The following is a 25,507-nucleotide window of genomic DNA, read 5'->3' as shown; positions in this document are numbered from 1 at the left end:
ACGATGTCGGAGTTTATGACGACCTACGGCTGGCCGTTCCTCTGGATGGCGTTCCAGAGCGTGCTGCTGATGGTGGTGCTCCTCGTGATCATCGCCTACATCCTCTATGCCGACCGCAAGATCTGGGCTGCCGTGCAGATCCGCCGTGGCCCGAACGTGGTTGGCCCCTGGGGGCTTTTCCAGTCCTTTGCCGACCTTCTGAAGTTCGTGCTGAAGGAGCCGGTCATTCCGTCGGGCTCCAACAAGGGCCTGTTCCTGCTGGCACCGCTCCTCACCGTGCTTCTGGCGCTCAGCGCCTGGGCCGTGGTGCCGGTGGCCGATGGCTGGGTGATTGCCGACATCAATGTGGGCATTCTCTATATCTTCGCCATCTCCTCGCTCGGCGTGTACGGCATCATCATCGGCGGCTGGGCGTCCAACTCGAAGTATCCCTTCCTGTCGGCCCTGCGCTCTGCCGCGCAGATGGTGTCCTATGAAGTCTCCATCGGCCTCGTCATCGTCACCGTCCTGCTCTGCGCCGGATCGCTGAACCTGACCGAGATCGTCAATTCCCAGAAGACGGGTCTGGCGACGGCGGTGGGCCTGCCCTGGCTGTCGATCCTGAACTGGTACTGGCTGCCGCTGCTGCCGATGTTCGTGGTGTTCTTCATTTCGGCCCTGGCCGAGACGAACCGCCCGCCCTTCGATCTGGCGGAAGCAGAGTCGGAACTCGTGGCCGGCTTCATGGTGGAATATGGCTCCACCCCGTACATGATGTTCATGCTCGGCGAGTATGTGTCGATTGCGCTGATGTGCGCGATGATGACCATTCTGTTCATGGGCGGCTGGCTGCCGCCGGTGGATGCAGCTCCTTTCACCTGGGTGCCGGGCTTCGTCTGGTTCCTGCTGAAGGCGCTGCTTGTCTTCTTCATGTTCGCCATGGTGAAGGCAATGGTCCCGCGTTACCGCTACGACCAGCTGATGCGTCTGGGCTGGAAGATCTTCCTGCCGCTGTCGCTGATCATGGTCGTGGTTGTCGCCGGCGTTCTGCAGGTGATGGGCTGGGCCCCGTAAGGCCATGGATATTTCCGTCGCCGGGTTGATTGGCGCAGCCATCGGGTTGTACATCGGCTGGCTCGACTACGGCATCCTGAACGGGCTGCTGTCGGCGATGGTCGAAAAGAACAAGCGCAAGGGCGGCGGATGGGCCGTACGGTTCGAGCCAGTCCTGCGCAAACTGGTTTTCATCCTTCCGGTCACCCTGTTTCCGGTGATCGGGTATCTGGCCGCGTTTCAGCTTGTAGGCTGAGCGGCAGGAAGGCAAAGAGGCTCTGGCGATGGGACTTGATCAGGCCATAAAGTCGCTGTTCTTGAAGGAGTTCGTATCGGCGTTCTTTCTCGCCATGCGCTATTTCTTCAAGCCGAAGCCGACTGTGAACTACCCCTTCGAGAAGGGGCCGGTGAGCCCGCGTTTCCGCGGCGAGCATGCCCTGCGGCGCTATCCCAACGGGGAAGAGCGCTGCATCGCCTGCAAGCTGTGCGAAGCCATCTGCCCGGCGCAGGCAATCACCATCGAAGCCGGCCCGCGCCGCAACGATGGCACCCGCCGCACCACCCGTTATGACATTGACATGGTCAAGTGCATCTATTGCGGCTTCTGCCAGGAAGCCTGCCCGGTGGATGCCATCGTCGAGGGCCCGAACTTCGAGTTCGCCACCGAGACGCGCGAAGAGCTTTACTACTCCAAGGAAAAGCTGCTCGCGAACGGCGACCGGTGGGAGCGGGAAATCGCCCGCAACATCGCAATGGATGCGCCCTACCGCTGAGGCGGCAGGCACAAGAAACAAGACCCCTGGCCGCCGCATGAGACGGGTAGGGGATGCGCGGAACCGGCCGGCCGGCGGGGGACGCAAGAATGAGCCAAAGGCAAGAGCCCGAGACAGGCAGGTCCTGACATGATCCTGAAAGCCCTCTTCTTCTATCTGTTTGCCGGAGTGACCGTGGCATCTGCCTTCATGGTCATCTCGTCGCGCAATCCGGTGCACTCGGTGCTGTTCCTCATTCTGGCCTTCGTCAATTCGGCTGGTCTGTTCATCCTTCTGGGGGCCGAGTATCTCGCCATGCTGCTGATCGTCGTCTATGTCGGCGCGGTGGCGGTGCTCTTCCTCTTCGTGGTGATGATGCTGGACGTCGACTTCGTCGAGCTGCGGCAGGGCTTCCTGCAGTACATGCCGGTCGGCGTGCTGGTCGGGCTGATCCTGCTGGTCGAGCTGTTGATGGGTGTTGGCGCCTGGGTGATTGCGCCTGACCTGCTGGGCCATGGCTCACAGCCGATCCCGCCGCTGGAGCAGGTCTCGAACATCGAGGCCATCGGCCAGGTGCTTTACACCAAGTACATCTTCTTCTTCCAGGTTGCCGGGCTTGTGCTGCTGGTGGCGATGATCGGGGCCATCGTCCTGACGCTGCGCCACCGCGAAGGCATCAAGCGCCAGAGCGTTCCGGCTCAGGTTGCGCGCAACAAGGAAACGGCTATCGAGATCCGCAAGGTCGAGCCGGGCAAGGGCATTTGACGCGGGAAACCGCGGTTTTAAACCCGGGCAGGGGCATCTGATGCTCTTCTGCCCGGATCGGGGTAAACGAGGGAGCACTGCGAGGCGCCCATGGAAATCGGTCTGTCGCACTATCTGTCGGTCGCGGCCATCCTGTTCACGATCGGGATCTTCGGGATCTTTCTGAACAGGAAAAACGTGATTGTCATCCTGATGTCGGTGGAGCTGCTGCTCCTCGCCGTCAACATCAACTTTGTCGCCTTCTCCACACACCTGGGCGATCTCATGGGCCAGATTTTCACCATGCTGGTTCTGACCGTGGCGGCCGCCGAGGCTGCCATCGGCCTCGCCATTCTGGTCGTGTTCCACCGCAACCGCGGCTCCATTGCCGTGGAAGACATCAATGCGATGAAGGGGTAACGGACGGATGTTGTATTCAGCGATCGTCTTCCTGCCCCTGATTGGCTTCCTGATTGCCGGTCTCTTCGGGCGTGTGATCGGGCATACGGCCAGCGAGTACATCACCAGCGGTCTGGTGATCATCTCGGCCGTGCTGTCCTGGGTTGCCTTCTTCACCATCGGCTATGGCGAAACGGCGCTTGTCGAGGTCGAGGTCCTGCGCTGGATCTCTTCCGGCGCGCTCAATGTCGCCTGGTCGCTGCGCATCGACACGCTCACTGTGGTGATGCTGGTGGTGGTGAACACGGTGTCGGCTCTCGTGCATGTCTATTCCATCGGCTACATGCACCACGACCCGCACCGCTCGCGCTTCTTTGCCTATCTGTCGCTCTTCACCTTCGCCATGCTGTCGCTGGTGACGTCGAACAACCTGCTGCAGATGTTCTTCGGCTGGGAAGGCGTGGGCGTGGCCTCCTACCTGCTCATCGGCTTCTGGTACAAGAAGCCCTCGGCCAATGCGGCGGCCATGAAGGCCTTCGTCGTCAACCGCGTCGGTGACTTCGGCTTTGCCCTCGGCATCTTCGGCGTCTTCATGATGTTCGGCACCATCAACCTGCCGGAGATCTTCGCCAACGCTCAGGCCGTCGTTGGCGGCCACGGGGCAGAGGGCGCTGACCACGGCGCGGCCGTGCTTAACTTCCTCGGCCATCCGCTCGATGCCCATACGGCTATGACGGTTGTCTGCCTGCTGCTGTTCATGGGTGCCATGGGCAAGTCGGCGCAGTTCCTGCTGCACACCTGGCTGCCGGACGCGATGGAAGGCCCGACCCCGGTGTCGGCCCTCATTCACGCCGCCACGATGGTGACCGCGGGCGTCTTCATGGTCGCCCGCCTGTCGCCCCTGTTCGAGCTGTCCCACACGGCGCTGACGGTTGTCACCTTCTTCGGTGCCACGACCGCCTTCTTCGCGGCAACGGTCGGCCTCGTGCAGAACGACATCAAGCGCGTGATCGCCTATTCGACCTGCTCGCAGCTCGGCTACATGTTCGTGGCGCTCGGCGTAGGGGCCTATTCGATCGCCGTGTTCCACCTGTTCACGCACGCCTTCTTCAAGGCGCTTCTGTTCCTCTGCGCCGGTTCGGTCATCCATGCCGTCTCGGACGAGCAGGACATGCGCAAGATGGGCGGCCTGCGCAAGCACATCCCGTTCACCTACTGGACCATGTTCATCGGCACGCTCGCCCTCACGGGTGTCGGCATTCCGCTCACGCACATTGGTCTGGCCGGCTTCCTTTCGAAGGATCTGGTGATTGAGGCCGCTTATGCAGCTTCGTCGGGTGAGCATGCCAATGCCTTCGCGCTCTATGGCTTCTGGATGACCGTTGTGGCTGCAGGCCTGACGTCCTTCTACTCCTGGCGCCTGACCTTCATGACCTTCCACGGCAAGCCGCGGGCTCCGGTGGATGTGATGAAGCACGTGCATGAATCCCCGATGGTGATGCTGGCTCCGCTCTTCATCCTGTCCATCGGTGCTGTTCTGGCCGGTATGGTGTTCTACAGCCAGTTTGCCGGCGCGGCCTACGATGCCTTCTGGAAGGGTGCGCTGTTCACCGGTGCCGAGAACCACATCCTGCACGCCATCCATGACGTGCCGAAGTGGGTCAAGGTTTCGCCCTTCGTCATGATGGTGCTTGGCCTCACGGGTGCCTGGTACTGCTACATCCGCTCGCCCGAGACGCCCAAGCGCCTGGCTGCCGAGCATGAGGGCCTCTACAAGTTCCTGCTGAACAAGTGGTACTTCGACGAGCTCTACAACGTCATCTTCGTGCGTCCGGCCATGTGGATCGGCCGCCAGCTCTGGAAGAAGGGTGATGGCAAGATCATCGATGGCTACGGTCCCGATGGCGTTGCCGCCCGTGTCCAGAATGTCACGTCCTGGGTCGTGCGCCTGCAGACCGGGTATCTCTACCACTATGCTTTTGCGATGCTGATCGGTGTGGCGGCGCTCGTCACCTGGTCGATGTTCACCGGCGTTTCGACCGGCGGGGGAGCGCACTGATGATCGATTGGCCGATCCTGACACTGACCACATTCCTGCCGCTGGCAGGTGTGCTGGCCATTCTCCTGGTGCCGGGAGACGATGACGGGGCAAAGCGCAACATCCGCATGGTTGCGCTGGTCACCACCATCTTCACCTTCATCCTGTCGCTGTTCATCTGGGGCGCCTTCGACTACGCCAACCCGGGCTTCCAGCTTGTCGAAAGCAAGGAATGGCTGGGCGGTAACATCGGCTACCGCATGGGCGTCGATGGCATCTCGATGCTCTTCGTCATCCTGACGACGTTCCTCATGCCCTTCTGCATCCTCGCCTCCTGGGAGAGCGTGCAGAAGCGCGTGAAGGAGTACATGATCGCGTTCCTCATTCTGGAAACGATGATGATCGGCGTGTTCTGCGCGCTGGATCTGGTGCTCTTCTACGTCTTCTTCGAGGCGAGCCTGCTGCCGATGTTCCTCATCATCGGCGTGTGGGGCGGCAAGCGCCGCGTCTATGCCAGCTACAAGTTCTTCCTCTACACGCTGCTCGGCTCCGTGCTGATGCTGGTGGCCATCATGTCCATGTACTGGACGGCCGGCACCACAGACATCGCAGCCCTGATGCGCCATCCCTTCGCGGAGAATGCGCAGACGTGGCTATGGCTCGCCTTCTTCGCCAGCTTCGCGGTGAAGATGCCTATGTGGCCGGTGCATACCTGGCTGCCGGACGCCCACGTGGAAGCGCCGACCGCCGGTTCCGTGATCCTGGCCGGCGTGCTGCTGAAGATGGGCGGCTACGGCTTCTTGCGCTTCTCGCTGCCGATGTTCCCGCTGGCGAGCGAAATGTTCGCCCCGCTCGTGTTCACCCTGTCTGTTGTTGCCATCATCTACACCTCGCTGGTGGCGCTGGCGCAGGAGGACATCAAGAAGCTCATCGCTTATTCGTCCATCGCCCACATGGGTTACGTCACCATGGGCATCTTCGCGATGAACATGCAGGGCCTGCAGGGCGCGATCTTCCAGATGCTGTCGCATGGTATCGTCTCCGGCGCGCTCTTCCTCTGCGTCGGCGTGATCTATGACAGGATGCACACCCGCGAGATTTCGGCCTATGGCGGCCTGGTCAACCGGATGCCGGTCTATGCGGTGATCTTCCTGATCCTGACCATGGCCAATGTCGGCCTGCCGGGCACCAGCGGCTTCGTCGGTGAAATCCTGACGCTGATGGGCGCCTTCGAGGCCAATACCTGGGTTGCCTTCTTCGCAACCACCGGCGTGATCCTCTCGGCAACCTATGCGCTCTACCTCTACCGCCGCGTCGTCTTCGGCGCGCTGGACAAGGAGAGCCTGAAGTCGATCCTCGACCTCGACCTCCGCGAGAAGGTGCTTCTGGTGCCGCTCGTCGTTCTGACCATCTTCTTCGGCTTCTATCCGTCGCCGATCCTGGATGTGACGGCGGCCTCGGTCGAGGCCCTGATCACCAATTACAATGCAGCCATTGAGGCGGCTGGCCCGGCGCAGCAGGCACATGTTCCCGCTGCTGCCCATGCCAGCCACTGATCCCGACTGGACGAAAGACGCGCGCAATGTCTGAAACCACTCAATTGCCCGACCTTCTGCCCGTACTGCCGGAGATCTTCCTCTCTGCGGGTGCCCTCGTGCTGCTGATGATTGGCGCCTTTGGCGGCAAGAAGATCAGCTTCCTCGTCAATGGCATGGCCATGGGCCTGGTCGCTGCGGCAGCGCTCTTCGTGCTGCCCTACGGCGCCCAGCTCGGGACAACCTTCCACGGCGCCTTCATTCTGGACGGCTTCGCCTTCTACATGAAGCAGCTGGTGCTGATCGGCTCGTTCTTCGCCATCGCCATGTCCTGGGCCTATGCCAAGAGCCAGTCCTTCGACCGGTTCGAGTATCCGGTGCTGATCCTGCTGGCCACCGTCGGCATGATGCTGATGCTCTCGGCCAATGACATGATCGCGCTCTACCTCGGCCTCGAACTGCAGAGCCTGTCGCTCTATGTGGTGGCTGCGATCAACCGCGATTCCGTGCGCTCCACGGAAGCGGGCCTCAAGTACTTCGTGCTGGGTGCCCTGTCTTCGGGCATGCTGCTCTACGGTATCTCGCTGGTCTATGGCTTCTCCGGCCATGTCGGCTTCCCGGAAATCGCAGCCGTGCTGACGAAGGAAGGTGCTTCCACCGGTCTCGTCTTCGGCCTCGTCTTCATGCTTGCAGGCCTCGCCTTCAAGATTTCGGCCGTGCCGTTCCACATGTGGACGCCGGACGTCTATGAAGGCGCGCCGACGCCGGTCACCGCCTTCTTTGCGGCCGCCCCGAAGGTTGCGGCCATGGGCCTTCTGGTGCGCGTCGTCATCGACGTGTTCCAGCCGGTTGCCCATGACTGGCAGCAGATCGTGGTCTTCGTCTCCATCGCCTCCATGGTGCTGGGTGCCTTTGCCGCCATCGGCCAGACCAACATCAAGCGCCTGATGGCCTATTCTTCCATCGGCCACATGGGCTATGCGCTCGTCGGCCTTGCCTCTGGCACGGAGCAGGGCGTGATGGGCGTCATCGTCTACATGACCGCCTATCTGGTCATGACCCTCGGCGCCTTCGCCTGCATCCTCTCCATGCGCCGCAAGTCGGGCATGGTGGAAGAGATCAGCGAGCTGTCCGGCCTGTGGAAGTCCAACCTGCCGATGGCCATCCTGCTGGCCTGCATCATGTGGTCGCTGGCCGGTCTGCCGCCCTTCATCGGCTTCTTCGCCAAGTGGTACGTGTTCTCGGCAGCTGTCGAGGCAGGGCTCTATCCGCTGGCAATCATCGGTGTCGTCGCTTCGGTGGTGGGTGCCTACTACTACCTGCGTGTCATCAAGGTGATGTTCTTTGATGAGCCGGCCGAGAAGTTCGAGCCGATGCCGGTGGAACTGCGGGTCGTGCTGGGCCTCTCCAGCATCGGTGTGCTGTTCTTCTTCGCCGGTGCGTCCAGCTTCATTCCGATCGCCACGGCGGCGGCCAAGAGCCTGTTCTGAGCCTTATGAGCGGGACTTTGCAAGAATTTGGCCCGGTGCCTTGCGCACCGGGCTTCCGTTTTGAAAGGCACTCCGCGCTGGAGTCGACCAATACCCGTGCCATGGAGCTGGGCCGGGCAGGGGAGGTAGGCGGCCTGTGGGTGCTGGCGGATGTGCAGACCGGCGGACGCGGCCGGCGCGGCCGGGCCTGGGTGTCGCCAAAGGGCAACCTCTTCGCCTCGGTGCTGCTGATCGATCCGGGCCCGCGTGACCGGCTGGGCGAGCTGCCGATGGTGGCCGCCGTTGCGCTGGCCGAGGCCGTGGACCGGGCGGTTGGCTCCATCGGCCTTGCACGGCTGAAGTGGCCGAACGACCTTCTGGTGGATGGCGGCAAACTTTCCGGCATCCTTCTGGAAGCTCAGCCGCTCAGCGGCGGCCGCACCGGGGTCGTCTGCGGGTTCGGTGTCAATGTGGCGGCTCATCCGCAGATCGAGGCCTATGCCACGACGGATCTGACCGCGCTTGGCTTCCGCGTTTCGGCGCAAGTGATGTTCGAGCGGCTGGCGGAACAGTTCGCCCTCTGGCTCGGCCACTGGCAGCGCGATGGTTTTGATCCCGTGCGGGACGCCTGGATGAAGCGGGCGCTGCGGCTGGGCGAGAAGATTGCCGTGCGCATGGGCGAAGAGCTGATTGAAGGCCGCTTTGCCGAAATCGATACGCGCGGGCAGATGGTGCTGGTGCTTGAAAACGGCAGCAAAAAGACAATTTCGGCCGGAGATGTTTTCTTCGGAACCACAGGCTGACCGCACGCAACAGACTGTGCGGACATGAACATGCAAGGAGCACACCGTATGGCGGATGCCAACGAAATCGTCTTCCTGCCGCTTGGCGGCGTTGGCGAAATCGGAATGAACCTGGGCCTCTATGGATATGGCCCGGACGGCGACCGTACGTGGCTGATCGTGGATTGCGGCGTCACTTTTGCAGGCCCCGACCTGCCGGGCATCGATCTGGTGCTGCCGGACATCCGCTTTCTGGAAAGCGAACGCAACCGCATTGCCGGCATGGTGATCACCCACGCGCATGAAGATCACTACGGCGGCATCATGCACCTGTGGCCCTATCTGCGGGTGCCGGTCTATGCCACTGCCTTCACCGCTGGTCTGCTGGAAGCAAAGATCGAGAGCGAGCCGGGTGCCGAAGAGGTTCCGGTCACGCTTGTGAAGCAGGGCGACCGGCTGAAGATTGGCGCCTTCGACGTCGAATTCGTCGCCATGTCCCACTCCATCCCCGAGCCCTGCGCCCTGGCGCTGCGCTTTCCGGAAGGCATGGTGGTGCATACGGGCGACTGGAAGATCGACCGCACGCCCGGCGTCGGCAAGCCGATCGACCTTGACCGTCTGGCCGAGCTTGGCCGGGAAGGGGTGACGGCCCTCATCTGCGACAGCACCAACGCTTACCGGGAAGGCTTCAGCCCCTCCGAAGGCGATGTGGCCGGTGAACTGACGAAGATCATGAAGCGGTCGAAGCATCGCGTCGCCGTGACCACCTTCTCGTCCAACGTCGCCCGCATCCGCGCCATTGCCGAAGCCGCAGCCGCTTCGGACCGCAACCTCGTCGTCGTCGGCCGCTCCATGCGCCGGGTGATCGAGGTGGCCGGGGAGCTTGGTTATCTCGATGATCTGCCGCCGTTCCTTGACGAGGACAGTTACGGCTTCCTGCCGCGCGAGAAGACGGTGCTGCTCTGCACCGGCTCGCAAGGCGAAGTCCGCGCCGCCCTTGCCCGTATCGCGGCGGGGGAGCACCGCAACATTGCCCTGTCGAAGGGCGATGTGGTGATCTTCTCGGCCCGTACCATTCCGGGCAACGAGAAGGAAGTGGGTGCCATCGTCAACAATCTGGCCAAGTCCGGCGTCGAGATCGTGACGGACCGGGACGGGCTGGTGCATGTTTCTGGCCATCCCCGTCAGGGGGAACTCGCCGAACTCTACAAACTGCTTCAGCCAAAGGTGGTGGTTCCCGTCCACGGCGAACCGTTCCATCTTGCAGCTCATGGCGAGTTTGCCCGTTCGCAGAAGATCAAGTCGGTGGTCGTGGCTGGCAACGGCGACATCATCCGCCTTGCGCCGGGCCGTGCCGAAGTCATCGATGAAGCGCCGTTCGGCATCACGGTGGTGGATGGCAGGATCATGGGGGATCCGGAGGAGACCGGCGTGAAGGAGCGGCGCAAGCTGGCCTTTGCCGGCGCTCTGGTGGTGTCTCTGGTGATCAACAAGACCGGCGATCTTCTGGATGATCCCGCCGTCGCGCTTTTCGGCATCCCGGAAGTGGATGATGAAGGCGACGAGATGGAGGAGATCGTGATCAAGGCCGTGCACGGTGCCTTCGGCAGCATTCCGAAGGCCCGCCGCAAGGACCCTGATCTTGTGAGCGAGGCGGTGCGCCGTTCCGTGCGCTCCAGCGTCAACGACGTCTGGGGCAAGAAGACGCTCTGCAAGGTGCTCGTCTCCCGGGTATGATGACCCGGAACGGCCCCTTGGGAGAGGGGCCGCAGGCACGCGCTGGCGCGTGGCGGGCCATGTGACAACAGGCCCGCCGGGCGAAGGAGGAAAGATGATCGGACGACTGAACCACGTGGCCATTGCCGTCAGCGACATTGACGCGGCCGCCGCCGTCTACCGCGACACGCTGGGGGCCGATGTCTCGGCCAAGGTTCCGCAGCCGGACCATGGCGTGTCGACGGTTTTCATCAACCTGCCCAACACCAAGATCGAGCTGCTGGAGCCGCTCGGCGAAAACTCTCCCATCCTGAAGTTCCTTGAGAAGAACCCGTCCGGCGGCATTCATCATGTCTGCTACGAGGTGGATGACATTCTGGCCGCCCGTGACCAGCTTCTGGCGAAGGGCGCGCGCGTGCTGGGCGATGGCGAGCCGAAGATCGGCGCCCATGGCAAGCCGGTGCTGTTCCTCCACCCGAAGGATTTTCTCGGCACCCTGACCGAACTCGAACAAGCCTGAAGGATCTGCAATGTCGATTGCCTACGGCCTGGCTGTCTATTTCATGATGTGGTGGATCCTCCTCTTCGCCGCGCTGCCCTTCGGCGTGCGCACGCAGGAGGAGGAGGGCAAGGTCGTCCCCGGCACGGTGGAGAGCGCCCCGGCGCGCCACCGCATGTGGCGGGTGGCCATGTGGAACACGGTGGTGACGACCATCGTCTTCGCCGGCTTCCTCTGGCTGCGCCAGTCCGGCCTCACGCTGGACGATATTCCGCTGCCGGGTCCGAGGTGAGGACGCTTGTCCTGCAGGGAGGCGCAATCTGACGCAGCGTCTGGAATCCCTTGGGGTGGAGTCCTGAACTTCTTGTGAAGCAGGATGATATGCCGGTTGAGGTGGCTGCCGCAGAGTCAGTTATGCGGCGTAACCGGCGTTGTGGCGGGATGGTTGGGGAAGGGAACCGGCTTGGCTGCCTGCTTCTGTCTTGTCTGGTCAAGAACACTATTCCTGCCTCATTGATCAAAATGGCGGTAGATATATTGTACAAAATCTCCCGTATTCGTCATGCCATGACTTGATCATGGCATCCATCCCGTGATCTTTTGGTGTTTTTCAGAGGTAGTATTTTCTTCTTCTTTTTCCGTTATACGCAAGGGCATGGATGCCATGATCAAGTCATGGCATGACGAGTGAGTTTTTTATTGGCCGAGTGCGCGGTTTCAGCTGAAAATTTGCAGATACTTGACGTCTTCTGTTGTGGTGTCAGGCCTTGCGAGGCCCAGGCGTGACGCCGCCTGAATTTTCTTTGGGGTGCGGGGGCTGAAAAAAGCCGCAAACGCTCACATCCAGAAATCCCGCCAAAATCCGGACGAAAAAAAAGCAGGACTTGCGTCCTGCTTCTTTAAGTTCCGCGTCTAAACTCCCCCGTTTTACACCAGTGCTCTTTTAAGCTTCTGGTGCCGGCTGCGAACCCGAAGGTGCGCCTGGGGGATCTTCCTCCCAAGACTCAGACCGCGATGCCTCTTTTCAGTGGCTCCGAACGTTGAAAATCAACGTCCTGTTCTTATGAAAGTGGAAACTAGCGCATCGACACAAACTTGTCACTATTTTGAGCGCATAAGCACAAACTTTTTGCATGCCGCTTTCTGATGCGGTTTGCCGGCTTCGGAAAATGGCGGCCTGTGCGGCGCCGGAGTGCGGGAAACGGCGGATAACCGCGCATTTGGCGGCAAGGGGCTTGAGTTTTTGCCGCACCTGCGGTTTCTCTCAGGCCGTCCCGCCTATGGGCCCGGCTTGCGGGCCAAGCAAGACCAGAGAGAGACCATGCGCCTGTCCCGCTTTTTTCTGCCGATCCTGAAGGAAACCCCCAAGGAGGCGGAAATCGTTTCGCACCGCCTGATGCTGCGTGCCGGCATGATCCGTCAGCAGTCCGCAGGCATCTATTCCTGGCTGCCGCTTGGTTTCCGCGTGCTGCGCAAGATCGAGAAGATCGTTGAGGAGGAGCAGAATCGCGCCGGCGCCATCCAGCTGCTGATGCCGACGATCCAGTCTGCCGACCTGTGGCGCGAAAGCGGGCGTTATGATGCCTATGGCAAGGAGATGCTGCGCATCGAAGACCGGCACGAGCGTGAAATGCTGTTCGGCCCGACCAACGAGGAGATGATCACCGACATCTTCCGCGGCTATGTGCGCTCCTACAAGGATCTGCCGCTGAACCTCTACCACATCCAGTGGAAGTTCCGTGACGAAGTGCGCCCGCGCTTCGGCATCATGCGCGGCCGTGAGTTCCTGATGAAGGATGCCTATTCCTTCGACATCGACAAGGAAGCCGCCCGCCACGCCTATAACCGCATGTTCGTCGCCTATCTGCGCACTTTCGCCCGCATGGGGCTGAAGGCCATTCCGATGCGCGCCGACACCGGCCCGATCGGTGGCGACATGAGCCACGAGTTCATCATCCTGGCCTCGACCGGCGAAAGCGCCGTGTTCTGCGACAAGAGCCTGCTGGACATGCCGGCCCCTGCCGCCGAGACGGATTTCGCTTCCGATCTGACGCCGCTTGTCGACCAGTGGACGACGCCTTATGCGGCGACGGAAGAGATGCACGACGAAGCTGCCTTCGCCGCGCTGCCTGCCGACGCGCAGGTGTCGGCCCGCGGCATCGAAGTGGGGCACATCTTCTATTTCGGCACCAAGTATTCCGAAGCCATGGGCGCGAAGGTCATGACCAAGGAAGGCACGGAAGTGCCGGTGCACATGGGCTCCTACGGCGTTGGCGTGTCGCGCCTGATGGGCGCGCTCATCGAGGCGAGCCACGACGAGGAAGGCATCATCTGGCCGGCCTCCGTCGCGCCGTTCCATGTGGGCCTCGTCAACCTCAAGCCGGGTGACGCTGACACCGATGCGGCCTGTGAGGCGCTGTATCAGCGTCTTGAAAATGCCGGGATCGAAGTCCTGTATGATGATGTCGACACCCGCGCCGGTGCCAAGTTCGCCACCATGGATCTCATTGGCCTGCCGTTCCAGCTCATCGCCGGGCCGCGCGGCCTGAAGGATGGCGTGATTGAAGTGAAGGAGCGGGCCACGGGAGCCCGCGAAACACTCACCATCGACGCGGCCTTCAACAAGGTCCGGGAAGCACTGGCTCTCTGAGCCGGCCGCTTTCCGGCTCCCGCATCTGGGGGATAAGGGACCGGGCGCACAGGATTTCCTCCGCCCGGTCTTGTACTATCCGCAGTGACCACCGATCTGCCGCTTGTGGCCTTTTGGCCAGCGGCTCCGGACGCAAGGCAGAGCATGAGCGGACCCAAGGACGTTTCCGGCAAGGGCAAGAACACCAAGGCAGCGCAGGATTCCCGCGCGCCGGGCAAGGCCTTTGCCCCTTTCGAGTGGATGCTGGCCGGGCGCTATCTGCGTTCGCGGCGGCGTGATTCCTTCATCTCCGTCATCGCCGGCTTTTCCTTTGCCGGAATCACCCTTGGCGTTGCCACTCTGGTGATCGTCATGGCGGTGATGAACGGCTTCCGTTCCGAGCTTCTGTCGAAGATCCTTGGCATCAACGGCCACATGCTGGTGCAGCCTATCGATCAGCCGCTGACGGATTTTGATGCCGTCGCTTCACGTCTGCAGGGTGTGGAGGGCGTGGTTGCGGCCGTGCCCTTCGTCGAAGGTCAGGCGCTGGTCACCGGGCCCGCCAACAGCCTCGGCGCGCTGGTGCGCGGCCTCTACGAGCAGGATCTGAAGCGCCTGCCGCTGGTGGCCGGCAACATCCGCATGGGTACGCTGGAAGGCTTTGACACGGGCGATGGCGTTGCCATCGGCACACGGCTCGCCGCGCAGCTCGGCCTGACCATCGGCGACAATCTTGCCATCATCTCGCCGCGCGGAACGGTGACGCCCATGGGCGTGACGCCGCGCCGCAAGTCCTATCCGATCACGGCGATCTTCGAGATCGGCATGTCGGAATATGACAGCACCATCGTCTTCATGCCGCTGAAGGAAGCGCAGAGCTACTTCAACATGGATGACAAGGCGACGGGCGTGGAAGTCTATGTGAAGGACCCGGACAGCGTCGGCCGCATGCGCGCTGCCGTCGAGGACGGGGCAGGGCGCCCGGCTTTCGTCACCGACTGGCGCCAGCGCAACATCACCTTCTTCTCCGCGCTTGAGGTGGAGCGGAACGTGATGTTCCTGATCCTGACGCTGATTGTCGTCGTGGCCGCGCTCAACATCATTTCCGGTCTCACCATGCTGGTGAAGGACAAGGGCAAGGATATCGCCATCCTGCGCACCATGGGGGCGACGCGCGGCTCGATCCTGCGCATCTTTGTCATCACGGGCGCCAGCATCGGCGTGGTCGGCACGGTTTCCGGCTTCCTGCTCGGGCTGCTGGTCTGTCTCAACATCGAGAGCATCCGTCAGGGCATTTCCTGGCTGACCCAGACCCAGCTGTTTGATCCGACGCTCTATTTCCTGTCCAAGATGCCGGCTGAAATGGATACGGGCGAAACCATCATGATCCTCATCATGGCGCTGGTGCTGTCGCTGCTGGCAACGCTCTATCCCGCCTGGCGGGCAGCGCGGCTCGACCCGGTGGAGGCGCTGCGTTACGAATGAGCAGCACAACCGGCACTGCCCCCGCACCCTCCGCAAGACCAGCCAAGAGCCCGCCCATGTCCGTTCCGGCGCTGCGCCTTTCCGGTGTTTCCCGTGTCTTCCACGAAGCCGACCGCAAGCTTGAAATCCTGAAAGGCGCGGACCTGACGCTGGATGGCGGGCAGATGGTGGCGCTTGTCGCGCCTTCCGGCACCGGCAAGTCCACGCTGCTGCATCTGGCAGGCCTGCTGGAGCGCCCGGATGAGGGCGAGGTCTATGTGGGCGGCAAGGCTTGCAGCGCCATGAGCGACGATGAGCGCACGGCCATCCGGCGCAATGACATCGGCTTCGTCTACCAGTTCCACCATCTCCTGCCCGAATTCACGGCGCTGGAGAATGTGATGATGCCGCAGATGATCCGCACGCTGCCGAAGAAGGTCGCGGCGGAGCGGGCGGCGCAGCTGCTCGACTACATGCGCCTTGGCGAGCGCGGCAGCCATCATCCGTCCGAGCTTTCCGGCGGTGAGCAGCAGCGCGTCGCCATCGCCCGTGCGGTCGCCAACGCGCCGCGCCTGCTGCTGCTGGACGAGCCGACCGGCAACCTCGATCCGGAAACGGCCGCCTATGTGTTCGATGCGCTCTATGCGCTGGTGCGGGCCTCCGGCGTTGCCGCCCTCTTTGCCACCCACAACATGGAACTGGCCGGGCGCATGGACCGCGTCATCACCCTGCGCGACGGCAAGGTGGTGGATCTCTGACGTTCGTTCAAGGGGAGTGCCGGCAGCTTAATCACTTCGGCACGGCGTTTCCGCCCCCTCTGCAGGAAGGGGTAGTGTTTACATCGGACTGCAAGAAGGAGGAAGACGCTCTCCTCTTGCCGCAGCGCCCCTCTCCCCCCTTGAGGGGGAGATGTCAGCGCAAGCTGACAGAGGGGGGTAGCAGCGCTTCGGCTCAGCACCGTCTCTCGTACCAGCAGACAGTCAGTTACCCCCCCTCTGCCCCCTGCCGGGGGCATCTCCCCCTCAAGGGGGGAGAGGAACTGGAGCCTGACTGGCTGTCCGTTTCAAACACCACCCGTTGCAGAGTGTAGTGCCCCTCCTGTACCAGCATCTGCATACTTGGCTCTCTAAGAGATCCCTGTTCACAGTCTGTTCACTATGGCTGATGCTTTTCGCCCGCTCCCTCCGGAGCGGGCTTTTTTGGCCTTGAAAGGTGAACGGGAAGAGAACAAAATAGATACATATTGAGCTTCCCGCTCAGATGACTTGATCCAAGAGGAGGTATCCATGACCTTTTTCGCAAGAGACGTCGCAGCCTTCGGTTCGCTGGTCATTTTCGTTGCCACTATCGCCGTCTGGGGCGAGGTTCTGTTCGCCGTGCACTGATCCTGCCATCTGATGCTGGCAAAGCGTTGCTCCGGCATCGGCAGTGAGGGAAAGACTTGGCCGCGGACTTCTGCGGTCATCCAAAGAAAACAGGCGCCGCCATGGCGCATTTGCCGCTTCCTCCCGCGTGCGGGGCTCGACAGGGCAAGGGCATAGCGTTCATGGTAGGGGACACAGTTTCAAGGGCTGGCGCTTGCGGGTGCCGGCTGCCGGCAGGCCGGTTTCCGGCCGCCTGAAAGTGAAGTCCCATGTCTGCAAATCCCGGTTTCGTTCACCTGCGCGTCCATTCGGCCCTGTCGCTGCTGGAAGGCGCGCTGCCGATCAAGAAGCTGCTCGACCTGGCCAAGGCCGACGCGCAGCCGGCGCTGGCGATCACCGACACGGGCAACCTGTTCGGTGCGCAGGAGTTTGCCGGCAAGGCCTGGGGCTCCGGCATTCAGCCCATCATCGGCTGCCAGATTTCCGTCGCCTTTGACGAGGAGGGCGGCGATGACCGCCGGGGCGATCCGGCGCTGTTTGACGTCGTTCTGCTGGCCATGAGCGAACGCGGCTACGGCAACCTGATGGAACTGACGAGCCGCGCCTTCCTCGACACGCCCACGGGTCAGCTGCCGCATGTGCCGCAGGCCTATCTCGAATCGCATGCGGAAGGGATCATTCTCCTGACCGGCGGCGCGAGAGGCCCCATTGGCAAGGCGCTGCTGACCGGCAACCGCACGCTGGCGCAGGCGCGGCTTTCCCGGCTGGCGAAATCCTTCGACGGGCGCTGCTACGTGGAGCTTCAGCGCCATGGCATGGCCGATGAACGGCGCACGGAAGCCGGTTTCATTGATCTCGCCTATGACATGGGCCTGCCGCTGGTGGCCACCAACGAGGCCTTCTTCCCCAAGCGCGAGGATTACGAAGCCCATGACGCGCTGATCGCCATTTCCGAAGGCCGGGTGATTTCCGACGAGGAACGCCGCCGCCTGACGCCGGAGCATTATTTCAAGTCCCGGCAGGAGATGATCGAGCTGTTTGCCGATCTGCCGGAGGCGGTGGAGAACACCGTCGAGATTGCGCTGCGCTGCCATTACCGGCCGCTGAAGCGCAACCCGATCCTGCCGCGCTTTGCCGGGGCTGATGCAGACCCGGAGGAGGCGGAACTTGCCGAGTCGTCCGAACTGAAGCGCCAGTCCCGCGAGGGCCTTGCCGAGCGCCTGCGCGTCCATGGACTTGCCGATGGGCTGACGGAAAAGGACTACTGGGACCGGCTCGAATTCGAGCTGTCGATCATCGAGCGGATGAAGTTCCCCGGCTACTTCCTCATCGTGGCCGACTTCATCAAATGGGCCAAGGCGCATGACATTCCGGTGGGGCCGGGCCGTGGCTCGGGCGCAGGCTCGCTGGTGGCCTGGGCGCTGACCATCACCGACCTCGACCCCATGCGCTTCTCGCTGCTGTTCGAGCGCTTCCTCAACCCGGAACGTGTGTCGATGCCGGACTTCGACATCGACTTCTGCCAGAACCGGCGCGAAGAAGTGATCCGCTATGTGCAGGAGAAGTACGGCCGCGGCCAGGTGGCGCAGATCATCACCTTCGGATCGCTGCAGGCCCGCGCCGTGCTGCGCGACGTCGGCCGTGTGCTGCAGATGCCCTATGGCCAGGTGGACCGGCTGTGCAAGCTGGTGCCTGCCAATCCGGCGAACCCGGTAACGCTGGCGCAGGCCATTGCCGACGAGCCCCGCCTGCGCGAGGCCGCCCGCGAGGAAGAGGTGGTCGAGCGCCTTCTGGAAATGGCGCAGAAGCTGGAAGGGCTGTACCGCCACGCCTCCACCCACGCTGCCGGTGTGGTGATCGGCGACCGCCCGCTGGAACAGCTTGTCCCGCTCTACCGCGATCCGCGCTCCGACATGCCGGTGGCGCAGTTCAACATGAAGATGGTGGAAGAAGCCGGGCTGGTGAAGTTCGACTTCCTCGGCCTCAAGACGCTGACCGTCATCGATACGGCGCTGAAGCTGATTGCGCGCAAGGGCGTCCATATCAAGATCGAGGAAGTGCCGCTGGATGACGAGAAGACCTACCGTCTTCTGGCTGCCGGTGAAACGGTGGGCGTGTTCCAGCTGGAAAGCCAGGGCATGCGCCGCGCCATTGCAGGCATGAAACCGGACCGTTTCGAGGACATCATTGCGCTTGTGGCCCTCTACCGTCCGGGCCCGATGGAGAACATCCCGGTCTATAACTCGGTCAAGCACGGCGAGCTTGAGCCCGACTATCTGCATCCGCTGCTGGAACCGATCCTGAAAGAGACGAATGGCATCATCGTCTATCAGGAACAGGTGATGCAGATCGCCCAGGTGCTCTCCGGCTACTCGCTCGGCGAAGCTGACCTTCTGCGCCGCGCCATGGGCAAGAAGATCGCCGCCGAGATGGAGGTGCAGCGCGCCCGTTTCGTTGACGGTGCGGTGGAGCGCGGCGTCGACAAGGATCAGGCCGGCACGATCTTCGACCTTGTGGCCAAGTTCGCCAACTACGGCTTCAACAAGTCGCACGCCGCCGCCTATGCGCTCGTTTCCTATCATACGGCCTGGCTCAAGGCGAACCACCCGGTGGAGTTCATGGCCGCGTCCATGACGCTGGATCTGGGCAACACGGACAAACTGGGCGACTTCCGGCAGGAAGCCCGGCGCATGCGGATCGAGGTGATGCCGCCGTCGATCAACCGCTCCATGGTGCATTTCGACGTGGACGAGGGCCGCATCGTCTATGCCATGGGTGCCATCAAGGGCGTGGGCGAGCAGGCGGTGCAGCATATCGTCGATGTGCGCGGTGACCGGCCATTCCGCAATCTCAGCGACTTCGCCAGCCGCATCTCGCCGAAGTTCCTCAACAAGAGAACGCTGGAAAGCCTTGTCAACGCAGGGGCATTTGATTGTATCGAGCCCAACCGGGCGCGGGTTTTCGAAGGCCTCGACCGTATCATGGGACTGGCGCAGCGCACCGAATCCAATGCTACCCTTGGCCAGAACGACATGTTCGGCGGGGCAGGGGTGGAGGAAGAGCTCCAGCTGCCGGAGGTGAACGGCTGGCTGCCGGCGGAGCGGCTGCAGCGCGAACATGCGGCCATCGGCTTCTATCTCTCGTCCCACCCGCTCGATGAATATGCACCGCTGCTGGAGCGTATGCGCGTACAGATGTGGGCGCAGTTCTCCGAGGCCGTGAAGCGCGGTGCCTCGGCGGGCCGTCTTGCCGGAACCGTGATCTCCAAGCAGGAGCGCAAGACCAAGTCCGGCAACCGCATGGGCATCGTGCGTTTCTCCGATCCCACCGGCCAGTTCGAGGCGCTGCTCTTCTCCGAAAAGCTCGCCCAGTTCCGCGATGTGCTGGAAGTCGGCAAGTCGATGGTGGTGCTGGTCAACGCCGACATGCGCGACGATGAGCCGTCCATCCGCATCGATCAGGTGGATCCGGTGGAGGTGATGGCGGCCCGCGTGCAGAAGAGCCTGCGCGTCTTCCTGCGCGATCCGCGCCCGCTCAAGAGCCTGTCGCGCCACCTTGGCGTCAAGGGCGAGGGGGAGGTGAACGTGGTCGTGCTGCTGGACGAGGGTAAGCGCGAGGTGGAAGTCCGTCTTCCGGGCCGCTACCGCCTGTCGCCGGAAATCGCCGGTGCGCTGAAGGCCGTGCCGGGTGTCACGGACGTGCAACTGGCCTGATCTGCTGCCGCCGAAGGGCGGGCGAGGGTGTGAAAACCTGTCATTTGCGCTTGTCATGGCGCGGATGCGCGCATATAAGGCGCCCATTCCACACACGGGGGAAGGCTTTGGCTTGTCCATTTGCCGTTCCGGTGTCTGCTTCAGCCTCAGGCTGCTGCTGCACGCTCCCCGTGGAGGTTCAACCGGAAAAATATGGAGTTCAGGGCCATGGCATTGCCCGATTTCACCATGCGTCAGCTGCTCGAAGCTGGTGTTCACTTTGGTCACCAGAAGCACCGCTGGAACCCGCGCATGGCGCCGTACATCTTCGGCGTTCGCAACGACATCCACATCATGGATCTCGGCCAGACCGTTCCGCTGCTGCACCAGGCTCTCAAGGCCGTCAGCGACACCGTTGCCAAGGGCGGCCGTGTTCTGATCGTCGGCACCAAGCGTCAGGCTCAGGAAGCTGTTGCCGAATCCGCACGCAACTGCGCGCAGTACTTCGTCAACGCCCGCTGGCTCGGCGGCATGCTGACCAACTGGAAGACCATCTCCGGTTCGATCCAGCGCCTGCGCAAGCTCGAAGAGACCCTGTCCACGGACACCTCGGGCCTGACCAAGAAGGAAAAGCTGTTCATGGACCGCGAGCGCGAGAAGCTCGAGCGGAACCTGGGCGGCATCAAGGACATGGGCGGCCTGCCGGATCTGATCTTCGTGATCGACACCAACCGTGAAGCCATCGCCATCCAGGAAGCCCGCCGTCTGGGCATCCCGGTCGCCGCGATCCTCGACTCGAACTGCTCGCCGGAAGGCATCACCTATCCGGTCCCGGGCAACGACGACGCCGGCCGTGCGATTGCGCTGTACTGCGACCTGATCGCCCGTGCAGCTCTCGACGGCATCTCCCGCGCCCAGGGTGGCATGGGCATCGACGTCGGTGCTTCCGAGTCCGCTCCGGTCGAGCCGGCTCTCGACGCTGAAGAAGAATCGGCTGACGCCTGATTCTGTTGCAGGTGCGGCGCCCGGCGCCGCACCTGTTCTGACCCTGGCAGCGGCCTGAAGGCTGCGCCGTTTCAAGGTCAGGCGCGGCAATGCCGCTGATGGAGGCCCCTCTTGCGGGAACCGTCATAAAGGCGCGGTTGGCCATGGGCTAAACCGTGCGAAGCTTTAACTCCGATTCACGAGGCTACCATGAGCATTACCGCAGGAATGGTGAAGGATCTGCGCGAGAAGACCGGCGCAGGCATGATGGACTGCAAGGCTGCTCTGACCGAAACCAACGGTGACATGGAAGCAGCGATCGACTGGCTGCGTGCCAAGGGTCTCGCCAAGGCTGCCAAGAAGGCCGGCCGCGTGGCTGCTGAAGGCCTGGTTGGCGTTGCATCCAAGGGCACGACCGCTGCCGTCATCGAGCTGAACTCCGAAACCGACTTCGTGGCCCGTAACGACGGCTTCCAGGCTCTGGTCCGCGATATCGCCGCCGTTGCCCTGACCGCTGGCGGTGATGTCGAGGCGATTTCCGCTGCCGGCTACCCGGGCTCCGACAAGTCCGTTGACGCGTCCATCAAGGATGCCATCGCCACCATCGGCGAGAACATGACCCTGCGCCGCGCAGCCGTCCTGTCCGTCAACGATGGCGTTGTGTCGACCTATGTCCACAGCGCCATCTCCGATGGCCTCGGCAAGATCGGCGTGCTCGTCGCGCTCGAATCGGCCGGTGACAAGGACAAGCTGAACGCTCTGGGCCGCCAGATCGCCATGCACATTGCTGCCACCAGCCCGCTGTCGCTGAACGTCGACCAGCTGGACCCGGCCGTTGTGGAGCGTGAGCGCGCCGTGTTCATCGAGCAGGCCCGCGAATCCGGCAAGCCGGACAACATCATTGAGAAGATGGTCGAAGGCCGCATCCGCAAGTTCTACGAGGAAGTCACCCTCGTGAAGCAGGCTTTCGTCATCGACCCGGACAAGACCGTCGAGCAGGCCGTTGAGGCTCTCGGCAAGGAACTCGGCACCGCAGTCACGCTTTCCGGCTTCGTCCGCTTCGCTCTCGGCGAGGGGATCGAGAAGGAAGAGACGGACTTCGCGGCAGAGGTCGCCGCGGCGGCCGGCCACTAAGCCCAGAGGGCGCCGGATCAAACCGGCGCCTTTTTTTTGACAGCCCTTTTTTTCACGATCATTGAACCGGAAGGTATGCCCATGTCCAAACCGCTGCGCTGGCGCCGTGTGCTTCTGAAACTCTCGGGCGAGGCCCTGATGGGCAGCCAGTCCTTCGGCATCGATCCGGCAGTGGTCGAGCGGATTGCGCTTGAGATTGCCAGTGCCGTGAAGCTGGGTGCGCAAGTGGGTGTGGTGATCGGCGGCGGCAATATCTTCCGCGGCGTCGCCGTGGCCGCCAAGGGCGGCAACCGCGTCACCGGCGACCATATGGGCATGCTGGCAACGATCATGAACAGCCTGACCGTGGCCGACGCCCTGCGCCGCCACAACATCCCGGCCCGCGTGCTTTCGGCCGTGCCGGTGCCCTCCATCTGCGAAACCTTCACCCAGCGCGGTGCCGAGCGCTACATGGAAGACGGCGACGTGATCGTCTTTGCCGGCGGCACGGGCAACCCGTTCTTCACCACCGATTCCGGCGCGGCCCTGCGCGCAGCCGAAATGAAGTGCGATGCCTTCCTGAAGGGCACGCAGGTGAACGGCATCTATTCGGAAGATCCGAAGATCAATCCGGATGCGGAGCGCTACACCGAGCTGACCTATGAGGACGTGATCACCCGCAATCTCAAGGTCATGGACACGACGGCCATTGCGCTGGCCCGTGACAACAAGATCCCCGTGATCGTGTTCTCGATCCACACCCCCGGCGCTCTCGTGAGCGTTCTGGAAGAGCGCGGCCTCTACACGGTCGTCAGCTGATTTTCCAAAGGGCGGGAGGGCTTTTCCGGCCTTCCCGGCATCAGGACATGCAGAGTGGCGGAATGCGGCTTGCGCATCCGCCTGTCTCCTGCTTATTCAGGGGCTCTGCCTGAGTTGGTCTTGTCTTTCGGCGAGACTGTGCCATGTTTGCGCCGCGCCAGCAAAGCGTGAGCCAACGAAAAACAAAGCGAGGAAGTTATGCCGGTTGAAGGTGTCGATCTCAAAGATCTCGAGCGTCGTATGCAGGGCGCACTTGGTGTTCTGAAGACCGAACTTGCGGGCCTTCGCACCGGCCGTGCCTCCTCCAGCATGCTGGATGCCATCGTCGTCAACGCCTATGGCCAGTCCATGCCGATCAACCAGGTTGGCACCGTGTCCGTGCCGGAGCCGCGCATGGTCGCGATCCAGGTCTGGGACAAGGGCATGGTCAGCGCCGTCGAAAAGGCGATTCGCGAATCCAGCCTTGGCCTCAACCCGGTGATCGATGGACAGCTGCTGCGCCTGCCGATCCCGGAGCTGAACGCCGAGCGCCGCCAGGAACTGATCAAGGTCGCGCACAAATATGCCGAGGCGGCCAAGGTTGCCATCCGTCACGTGCGCCGCGACGGCATGGACATCATCAAGAAGCTGGAGAAGGACGGCGACATCAGCCAGGATGACGCCCGCGTTGCTTCCGATGACGTGCAGAAGCTGACCGACGCCCGCATTGCCGAGGCCGACACCATGCTGGAAAAGAAGCAGCAGGAAATCTCCCAGGTCTGAGGATCTGATAGGGGAGCGGGCGAAGCCCGCCCCCGCCATCTGGCAGCGCGCCCCGGGGGACTTGATGAGCAGCCGACCTGAAACTGGCTCAAGCGTGACAGGCCCCGCATCCGGCGGCGGGTCTGTGCCGCGCCACGTTGCGATCATCATGGATGGCAACGGCCGCTGGGCGCAGGCGCGCGGGCTTCCCCGTACCGAAGGACACCGCCACGGGCTGGAAGCGCTGCGCAAGATTATCCGCCATGCTTCGTCCCGTGGCGTCGATTTCATCACGCTCTACAGTTTTTCCTCCGAGAACTGGCGCCGCCCGCCCACCGAGGTCAGCTTCCTGATGTCGCTGCTGCGCCGTTTCGTGCAGCGCGATCTGACGGAGTTGCACAAGGCCAATTGCCGGGTGCGCATCATCGGCGAGCGGGAAGGGCTGGATCCAGGCATCCGCAGCCTGCTGGAAGAGAGCGAGCGGGTGACGGCTGCCAACACCGGCATGACCGTGGTGATCGCCTTCAATTACGGCGCGCGTGACGAGATCACCCGTGCGGTGCGCAAGCTTACACAGCAATATCTGGCGGAGGGGCGCGACCCTTCTGCCATTACGGATGCCGAGATTTCTGCAAGGCTCGATACGGCCGGCATCCCCGACCCTGACCTCATCATCCGCACCAGCGGCGAACTGCGCCTGTCCAACTTCCTGATGTGGCAGGCGGCCTATGCCGAGTTCTATTTCACGCCGGTTCTGTGGCCTGATTTTGGTCCGGACGAGTTTGATGCCGCGCTTGCCTCCTTCTGTGAGCGTGAGCGGCGCTTCGGCGGTGTAACCGCCACGGGTTCCTGATCATGTCCGGGGGGGCAAATGGCAGCAGCGGGACCGGTGGTCCGGCCGGACCGATGGCCGATCTGAAGCTGCGGTTCATTTCCGCGCTGATTCTGGGGCCGCTCGTGCTTCTCATCGCCTGGCGGGGCGGCGAGGCATTCTTCGCGCTGGCGCTGCTTGGCTGCGCGCTGTTCCTGAAGGAATGGCTGGCGATCGTCGGTGCGCGGCCTGCCGGCCTGCCTGCACTGGCCGGCTTTGCAACGCTTCTGGCTGTCGCGGGGCTGATCTACGCAGGGCTTGAGCTGTGGGCCCTTGCCGCACTTGCCGCCGGTGCGGGCCTCAGCATCTTGTCGGCCCGGGCCGGGAAGACCGGTTTCTGGACGGCTGAGGGCATTCTCTATTCCAGTCTCGCTCTCGGGGCCCTGATGCTTGTGCGCCGGGGCAGCGAAGGCGAGATGCACATCTTCTTTTTGCTGGCTGTGGTCTGGGTGACCGATGTCGCGGCCTATTTCACCGGGCGCAAGCTGGGTGGTCCGAAGCTCTGGCCGCGCGTTTCACCGAAGAAGACCTGGTCCGGGGCCATCGGTGGCCTGATCTTCGGCGCGCTTGGCGGTCTGGGAGTTGTCGCGGTTCTGGGGCAGGGCGGCACGCTGTCCTGGTTTGCCTTCGGTCTTGCGGTTTCCGCTGTATCGCAGGGGGGCGACCTGCTGGAATCGGCGATCAAACGGCGCTTTGGCGTCAAGGATTCCGGGCGTCTCATTCCCGGCCATGGCGGTATCATGGACCGGATCGACGGACTGGTGGCGGCTGCCATCTTCGCCGTTCTGTGCGGACTGCTTTTCGGCGGCAGTCTTGCCGATCCGATGTCCGGCATCGGTTTTCAGTAAGTTCAAAAGCCTGGGT

The 25,507-nt window shown here is 62.7% G+C and carries 22 protein-coding genes; all 22 read left to right on the top strand.

The annotated features are described in order from the left end of the window. Positions 1–3 precede the first annotated feature (3 nt). The 22 genes from nuoH to H163_RS0111070 all read left to right on the top strand — a co-directional run bounded on the left by nuoH (position 4) and on the right by H163_RS0111070 (position 25,491). Complete coding sequence (gene nuoH, locus H163_RS0111185) at positions 4–1,053, top strand: NADH-quinone oxidoreductase subunit NuoH (protein ID WP_019964672.1); 1,050 nt, start codon at positions 4–6, stop codon at positions 1,051–1,053. A gap of 4 nt (positions 1,054–1,057) precedes the next feature. After that, a complete protein-coding gene (locus H163_RS0111180; RefSeq protein ID WP_019964671.1) occupies positions 1,058–1,288 on the top strand; it encodes a hypothetical protein in 231 nt (76 codons plus the stop codon). A 28-nt stretch (positions 1,289–1,316) separates the two neighbouring features. Continuing rightward, positions 1,317–1,805, top strand: coding sequence for an NADH-quinone oxidoreductase subunit NuoI (gene nuoI, locus H163_RS0111175; protein WP_019964670.1), 489 nt, complete (start codon positions 1,317–1,319; stop codon positions 1,803–1,805). Positions 1,806–1,934: 129 nt separating this feature from the next. Then, positions 1,935–2,549, top strand: a complete 615-nt coding sequence (locus H163_RS0111170; RefSeq protein ID WP_019964669.1) for an NADH-quinone oxidoreductase subunit J — start codon at positions 1,935–1,937, stop codon at positions 2,547–2,549. A gap of 90 nt (positions 2,550–2,639) precedes the next feature. Next, complete coding sequence (nuoK, locus tag H163_RS0111165; protein WP_019964668.1) at positions 2,640–2,948, top strand: NADH-quinone oxidoreductase subunit NuoK; 309 nt, start codon at positions 2,640–2,642, stop codon at positions 2,946–2,948. Positions 2,949–2,958: 10 nt separating this feature from the next. Continuing rightward, positions 2,959–4,986 (top strand): NADH-quinone oxidoreductase subunit L, encoded by a 2,028-nt coding sequence (gene nuoL / locus H163_RS0111160; RefSeq protein WP_040678718.1) that lies wholly within the window; start codon positions 2,959–2,961, stop codon positions 4,984–4,986. Continuing rightward, entirely contained in the window at positions 4,986–6,521 is a 1,536-nt protein-coding gene (locus tag H163_RS0111155; protein ID WP_019964666.1) for an NADH-quinone oxidoreductase subunit M, read from the top strand. Before nuoL ends, H163_RS0111155 begins: the two co-directional genes overlap by 1 nt. Positions 6,522–6,547: 26 nt before the next feature. After that, positions 6,548–7,990, top strand: coding sequence for an NADH-quinone oxidoreductase subunit NuoN (gene nuoN, locus H163_RS0111150; protein WP_040678693.1), 1,443 nt, complete (start codon positions 6,548–6,550; stop codon positions 7,988–7,990). A gap of 17 nt (positions 7,991–8,007) precedes the next feature. Next, a complete protein-coding gene (locus H163_RS0111145; protein ID WP_019964664.1) occupies positions 8,008–8,772 on the top strand; it encodes a biotin--[acetyl-CoA-carboxylase] ligase in 765 nt (254 codons plus the stop codon). Between the two features lie 48 nt (positions 8,773–8,820). Next, on the top strand, positions 8,821–10,488 hold the full coding sequence (locus tag H163_RS0111140) for a ribonuclease J (RefSeq protein WP_019964663.1): 1,668 nt from the start codon (positions 8,821–8,823) through the stop codon (positions 10,486–10,488). A gap of 94 nt (positions 10,489–10,582) precedes the next feature. Continuing rightward, positions 10,583–10,987, top strand: coding sequence for a methylmalonyl-CoA epimerase (gene mce, locus H163_RS0111135; protein ID WP_019964662.1), 405 nt, complete (start codon positions 10,583–10,585; stop codon positions 10,985–10,987). A 10-nt stretch (positions 10,988–10,997) separates the two neighbouring features. Continuing rightward, entirely contained in the window at positions 10,998–11,258 is a 261-nt protein-coding gene (locus H163_RS0111130; RefSeq protein WP_019964661.1) for a DUF1467 family protein, read from the top strand. Positions 11,259–12,287: 1,029 nt separating this feature from the next. Next, the gene (proS, locus tag H163_RS0111125; RefSeq protein WP_026355733.1) at positions 12,288–13,616 is read left to right on the top strand and encodes a proline--tRNA ligase; all 1,329 of its coding nucleotides are present in this window, start codon (positions 12,288–12,290) and stop codon (positions 13,614–13,616) included. 240 nt (positions 13,617–13,856) lie between these two features. Continuing rightward, positions 13,857–15,080: a lipoprotein-releasing ABC transporter permease subunit gene (locus tag H163_RS0111120; protein ID WP_026355732.1), complete on the top strand. Its 1,224-nt coding sequence runs from the start codon at positions 13,857–13,859 to the stop codon at positions 15,078–15,080. Between the two features lie 56 nt (positions 15,081–15,136). After that, positions 15,137–15,817: an ABC transporter ATP-binding protein gene (locus H163_RS0111115; RefSeq protein WP_019964658.1), complete on the top strand. Its 681-nt coding sequence runs from the start codon at positions 15,137–15,139 to the stop codon at positions 15,815–15,817. An 875-nt stretch (positions 15,818–16,692) separates the two neighbouring features. Then, on the top strand, positions 16,693–20,136 hold the full coding sequence (gene dnaE / locus H163_RS0111105) for a DNA polymerase III subunit alpha (RefSeq protein WP_019964656.1): 3,444 nt from the start codon (positions 16,693–16,695) through the stop codon (positions 20,134–20,136). A gap of 207 nt (positions 20,137–20,343) precedes the next feature. Next, a complete protein-coding gene (gene rpsB / locus H163_RS0111100) occupies positions 20,344–21,120 on the top strand; it encodes a 30S ribosomal protein S2 (RefSeq protein WP_026355731.1) in 777 nt (258 codons plus the stop codon). Between the two features lie 189 nt (positions 21,121–21,309). After that, positions 21,310–22,233 carry a translation elongation factor Ts gene (gene tsf / locus H163_RS0111095; RefSeq protein WP_026355730.1) on the top strand — a complete coding sequence of 308 codons (924 nt, stop codon included), beginning with the start codon at positions 21,310–21,312 and terminating at the stop codon, positions 22,231–22,233. Positions 22,234–22,314: 81 nt separating this feature from the next. After that, positions 22,315–23,031, top strand: a complete 717-nt coding sequence (gene pyrH, locus H163_RS0111090; RefSeq protein WP_026355729.1) for a UMP kinase — start codon at positions 22,315–22,317, stop codon at positions 23,029–23,031. A gap of 198 nt (positions 23,032–23,229) precedes the next feature. After that, complete coding sequence (gene frr / locus H163_RS0111080; RefSeq protein WP_026355728.1) at positions 23,230–23,793, top strand: ribosome recycling factor; 564 nt, start codon at positions 23,230–23,232, stop codon at positions 23,791–23,793. Positions 23,794–23,857: 64 nt separating this feature from the next. Continuing rightward, a complete protein-coding gene (locus H163_RS0111075; protein ID WP_051105373.1) occupies positions 23,858–24,625 on the top strand; it encodes an isoprenyl transferase in 768 nt (255 codons plus the stop codon). Positions 24,626–24,678: 53 nt separating this feature from the next. Beyond that, complete coding sequence (locus H163_RS0111070) at positions 24,679–25,491, top strand: phosphatidate cytidylyltransferase (protein WP_019964650.1); 813 nt, start codon at positions 24,679–24,681, stop codon at positions 25,489–25,491. The last annotated feature ends 16 nt before the right edge of the window (positions 25,492–25,507 follow it).

The organism is Pannonibacter phragmitetus DSM 14782 (assembly GCF_000382365.1).
Lineage (GTDB): Bacteria > Pseudomonadota > Alphaproteobacteria > Rhizobiales > Stappiaceae > Pannonibacter > Pannonibacter phragmitetus.
This window is presented reverse-complemented; position numbering and strand designations above follow the sequence as displayed.

Excerpts from the sequence above, each read along its gene's own strand:
- nuoH (WP_019964672.1), top strand. The coding sequence starts at position 4 with ATGTCGGAGTTTATGACGACCTACGGCTGGCCGTTCCTCTGGATGGCG.
- H163_RS0111180 (WP_019964671.1), top strand. The coding sequence starts at position 1,058 with ATGGATATTTCCGTCGCCGGGTTGATTGGCGCAGCCATCGGGTTGTAC.
- nuoI (WP_019964670.1), top strand. The coding sequence starts at position 1,317 with ATGGGACTTGATCAGGCCATAAAGTCGCTGTTCTTGAAGGAGTTCGTA.
- H163_RS0111170 (WP_019964669.1), top strand. The coding sequence starts at position 1,935 with ATGATCCTGAAAGCCCTCTTCTTCTATCTGTTTGCCGGAGTGACCGTG.
- nuoK (WP_019964668.1), top strand. The coding sequence starts at position 2,640 with ATGGAAATCGGTCTGTCGCACTATCTGTCGGTCGCGGCCATCCTGTTC.
- H163_RS0111155 (WP_019964666.1), top strand. The coding sequence starts at position 4,986 with ATGATCGATTGGCCGATCCTGACACTGACCACATTCCTGCCGCTGGCA.
- nuoN (WP_040678693.1), top strand. The coding sequence starts at position 6,548 with ATGTCTGAAACCACTCAATTGCCCGACCTTCTGCCCGTACTGCCGGAG.
- H163_RS0111140 (WP_019964663.1), top strand. The coding sequence starts at position 8,821 with ATGGCGGATGCCAACGAAATCGTCTTCCTGCCGCTTGGCGGCGTTGGC.
- mce (WP_019964662.1), top strand. The coding sequence starts at position 10,583 with ATGATCGGACGACTGAACCACGTGGCCATTGCCGTCAGCGACATTGAC.
- H163_RS0111130 (WP_019964661.1), top strand. The coding sequence starts at position 10,998 with ATGTCGATTGCCTACGGCCTGGCTGTCTATTTCATGATGTGGTGGATC.
- proS (WP_026355733.1), top strand. The coding sequence starts at position 12,288 with ATGCGCCTGTCCCGCTTTTTTCTGCCGATCCTGAAGGAAACCCCCAAG.
- H163_RS0111120 (WP_026355732.1), top strand. The coding sequence starts at position 13,857 with ATGCTGGCCGGGCGCTATCTGCGTTCGCGGCGGCGTGATTCCTTCATC.
- H163_RS0111115 (WP_019964658.1), top strand. The coding sequence starts at position 15,137 with ATGTCCGTTCCGGCGCTGCGCCTTTCCGGTGTTTCCCGTGTCTTCCAC.
- dnaE (WP_019964656.1), top strand. The coding sequence starts at position 16,693 with ATGTCTGCAAATCCCGGTTTCGTTCACCTGCGCGTCCATTCGGCCCTG.
- rpsB (WP_026355731.1), top strand. The coding sequence starts at position 20,344 with ATGGCATTGCCCGATTTCACCATGCGTCAGCTGCTCGAAGCTGGTGTT.
- tsf (WP_026355730.1), top strand. The coding sequence starts at position 21,310 with ATGAGCATTACCGCAGGAATGGTGAAGGATCTGCGCGAGAAGACCGGC.
- pyrH (WP_026355729.1), top strand. The coding sequence starts at position 22,315 with ATGTCCAAACCGCTGCGCTGGCGCCGTGTGCTTCTGAAACTCTCGGGC.
- frr (WP_026355728.1), top strand. The coding sequence starts at position 23,230 with ATGCCGGTTGAAGGTGTCGATCTCAAAGATCTCGAGCGTCGTATGCAG.
- H163_RS0111075 (WP_051105373.1), top strand. The coding sequence starts at position 23,858 with ATGAGCAGCCGACCTGAAACTGGCTCAAGCGTGACAGGCCCCGCATCC.
- H163_RS0111070 (WP_019964650.1), top strand. The coding sequence starts at position 24,679 with ATGGCCGATCTGAAGCTGCGGTTCATTTCCGCGCTGATTCTGGGGCCG.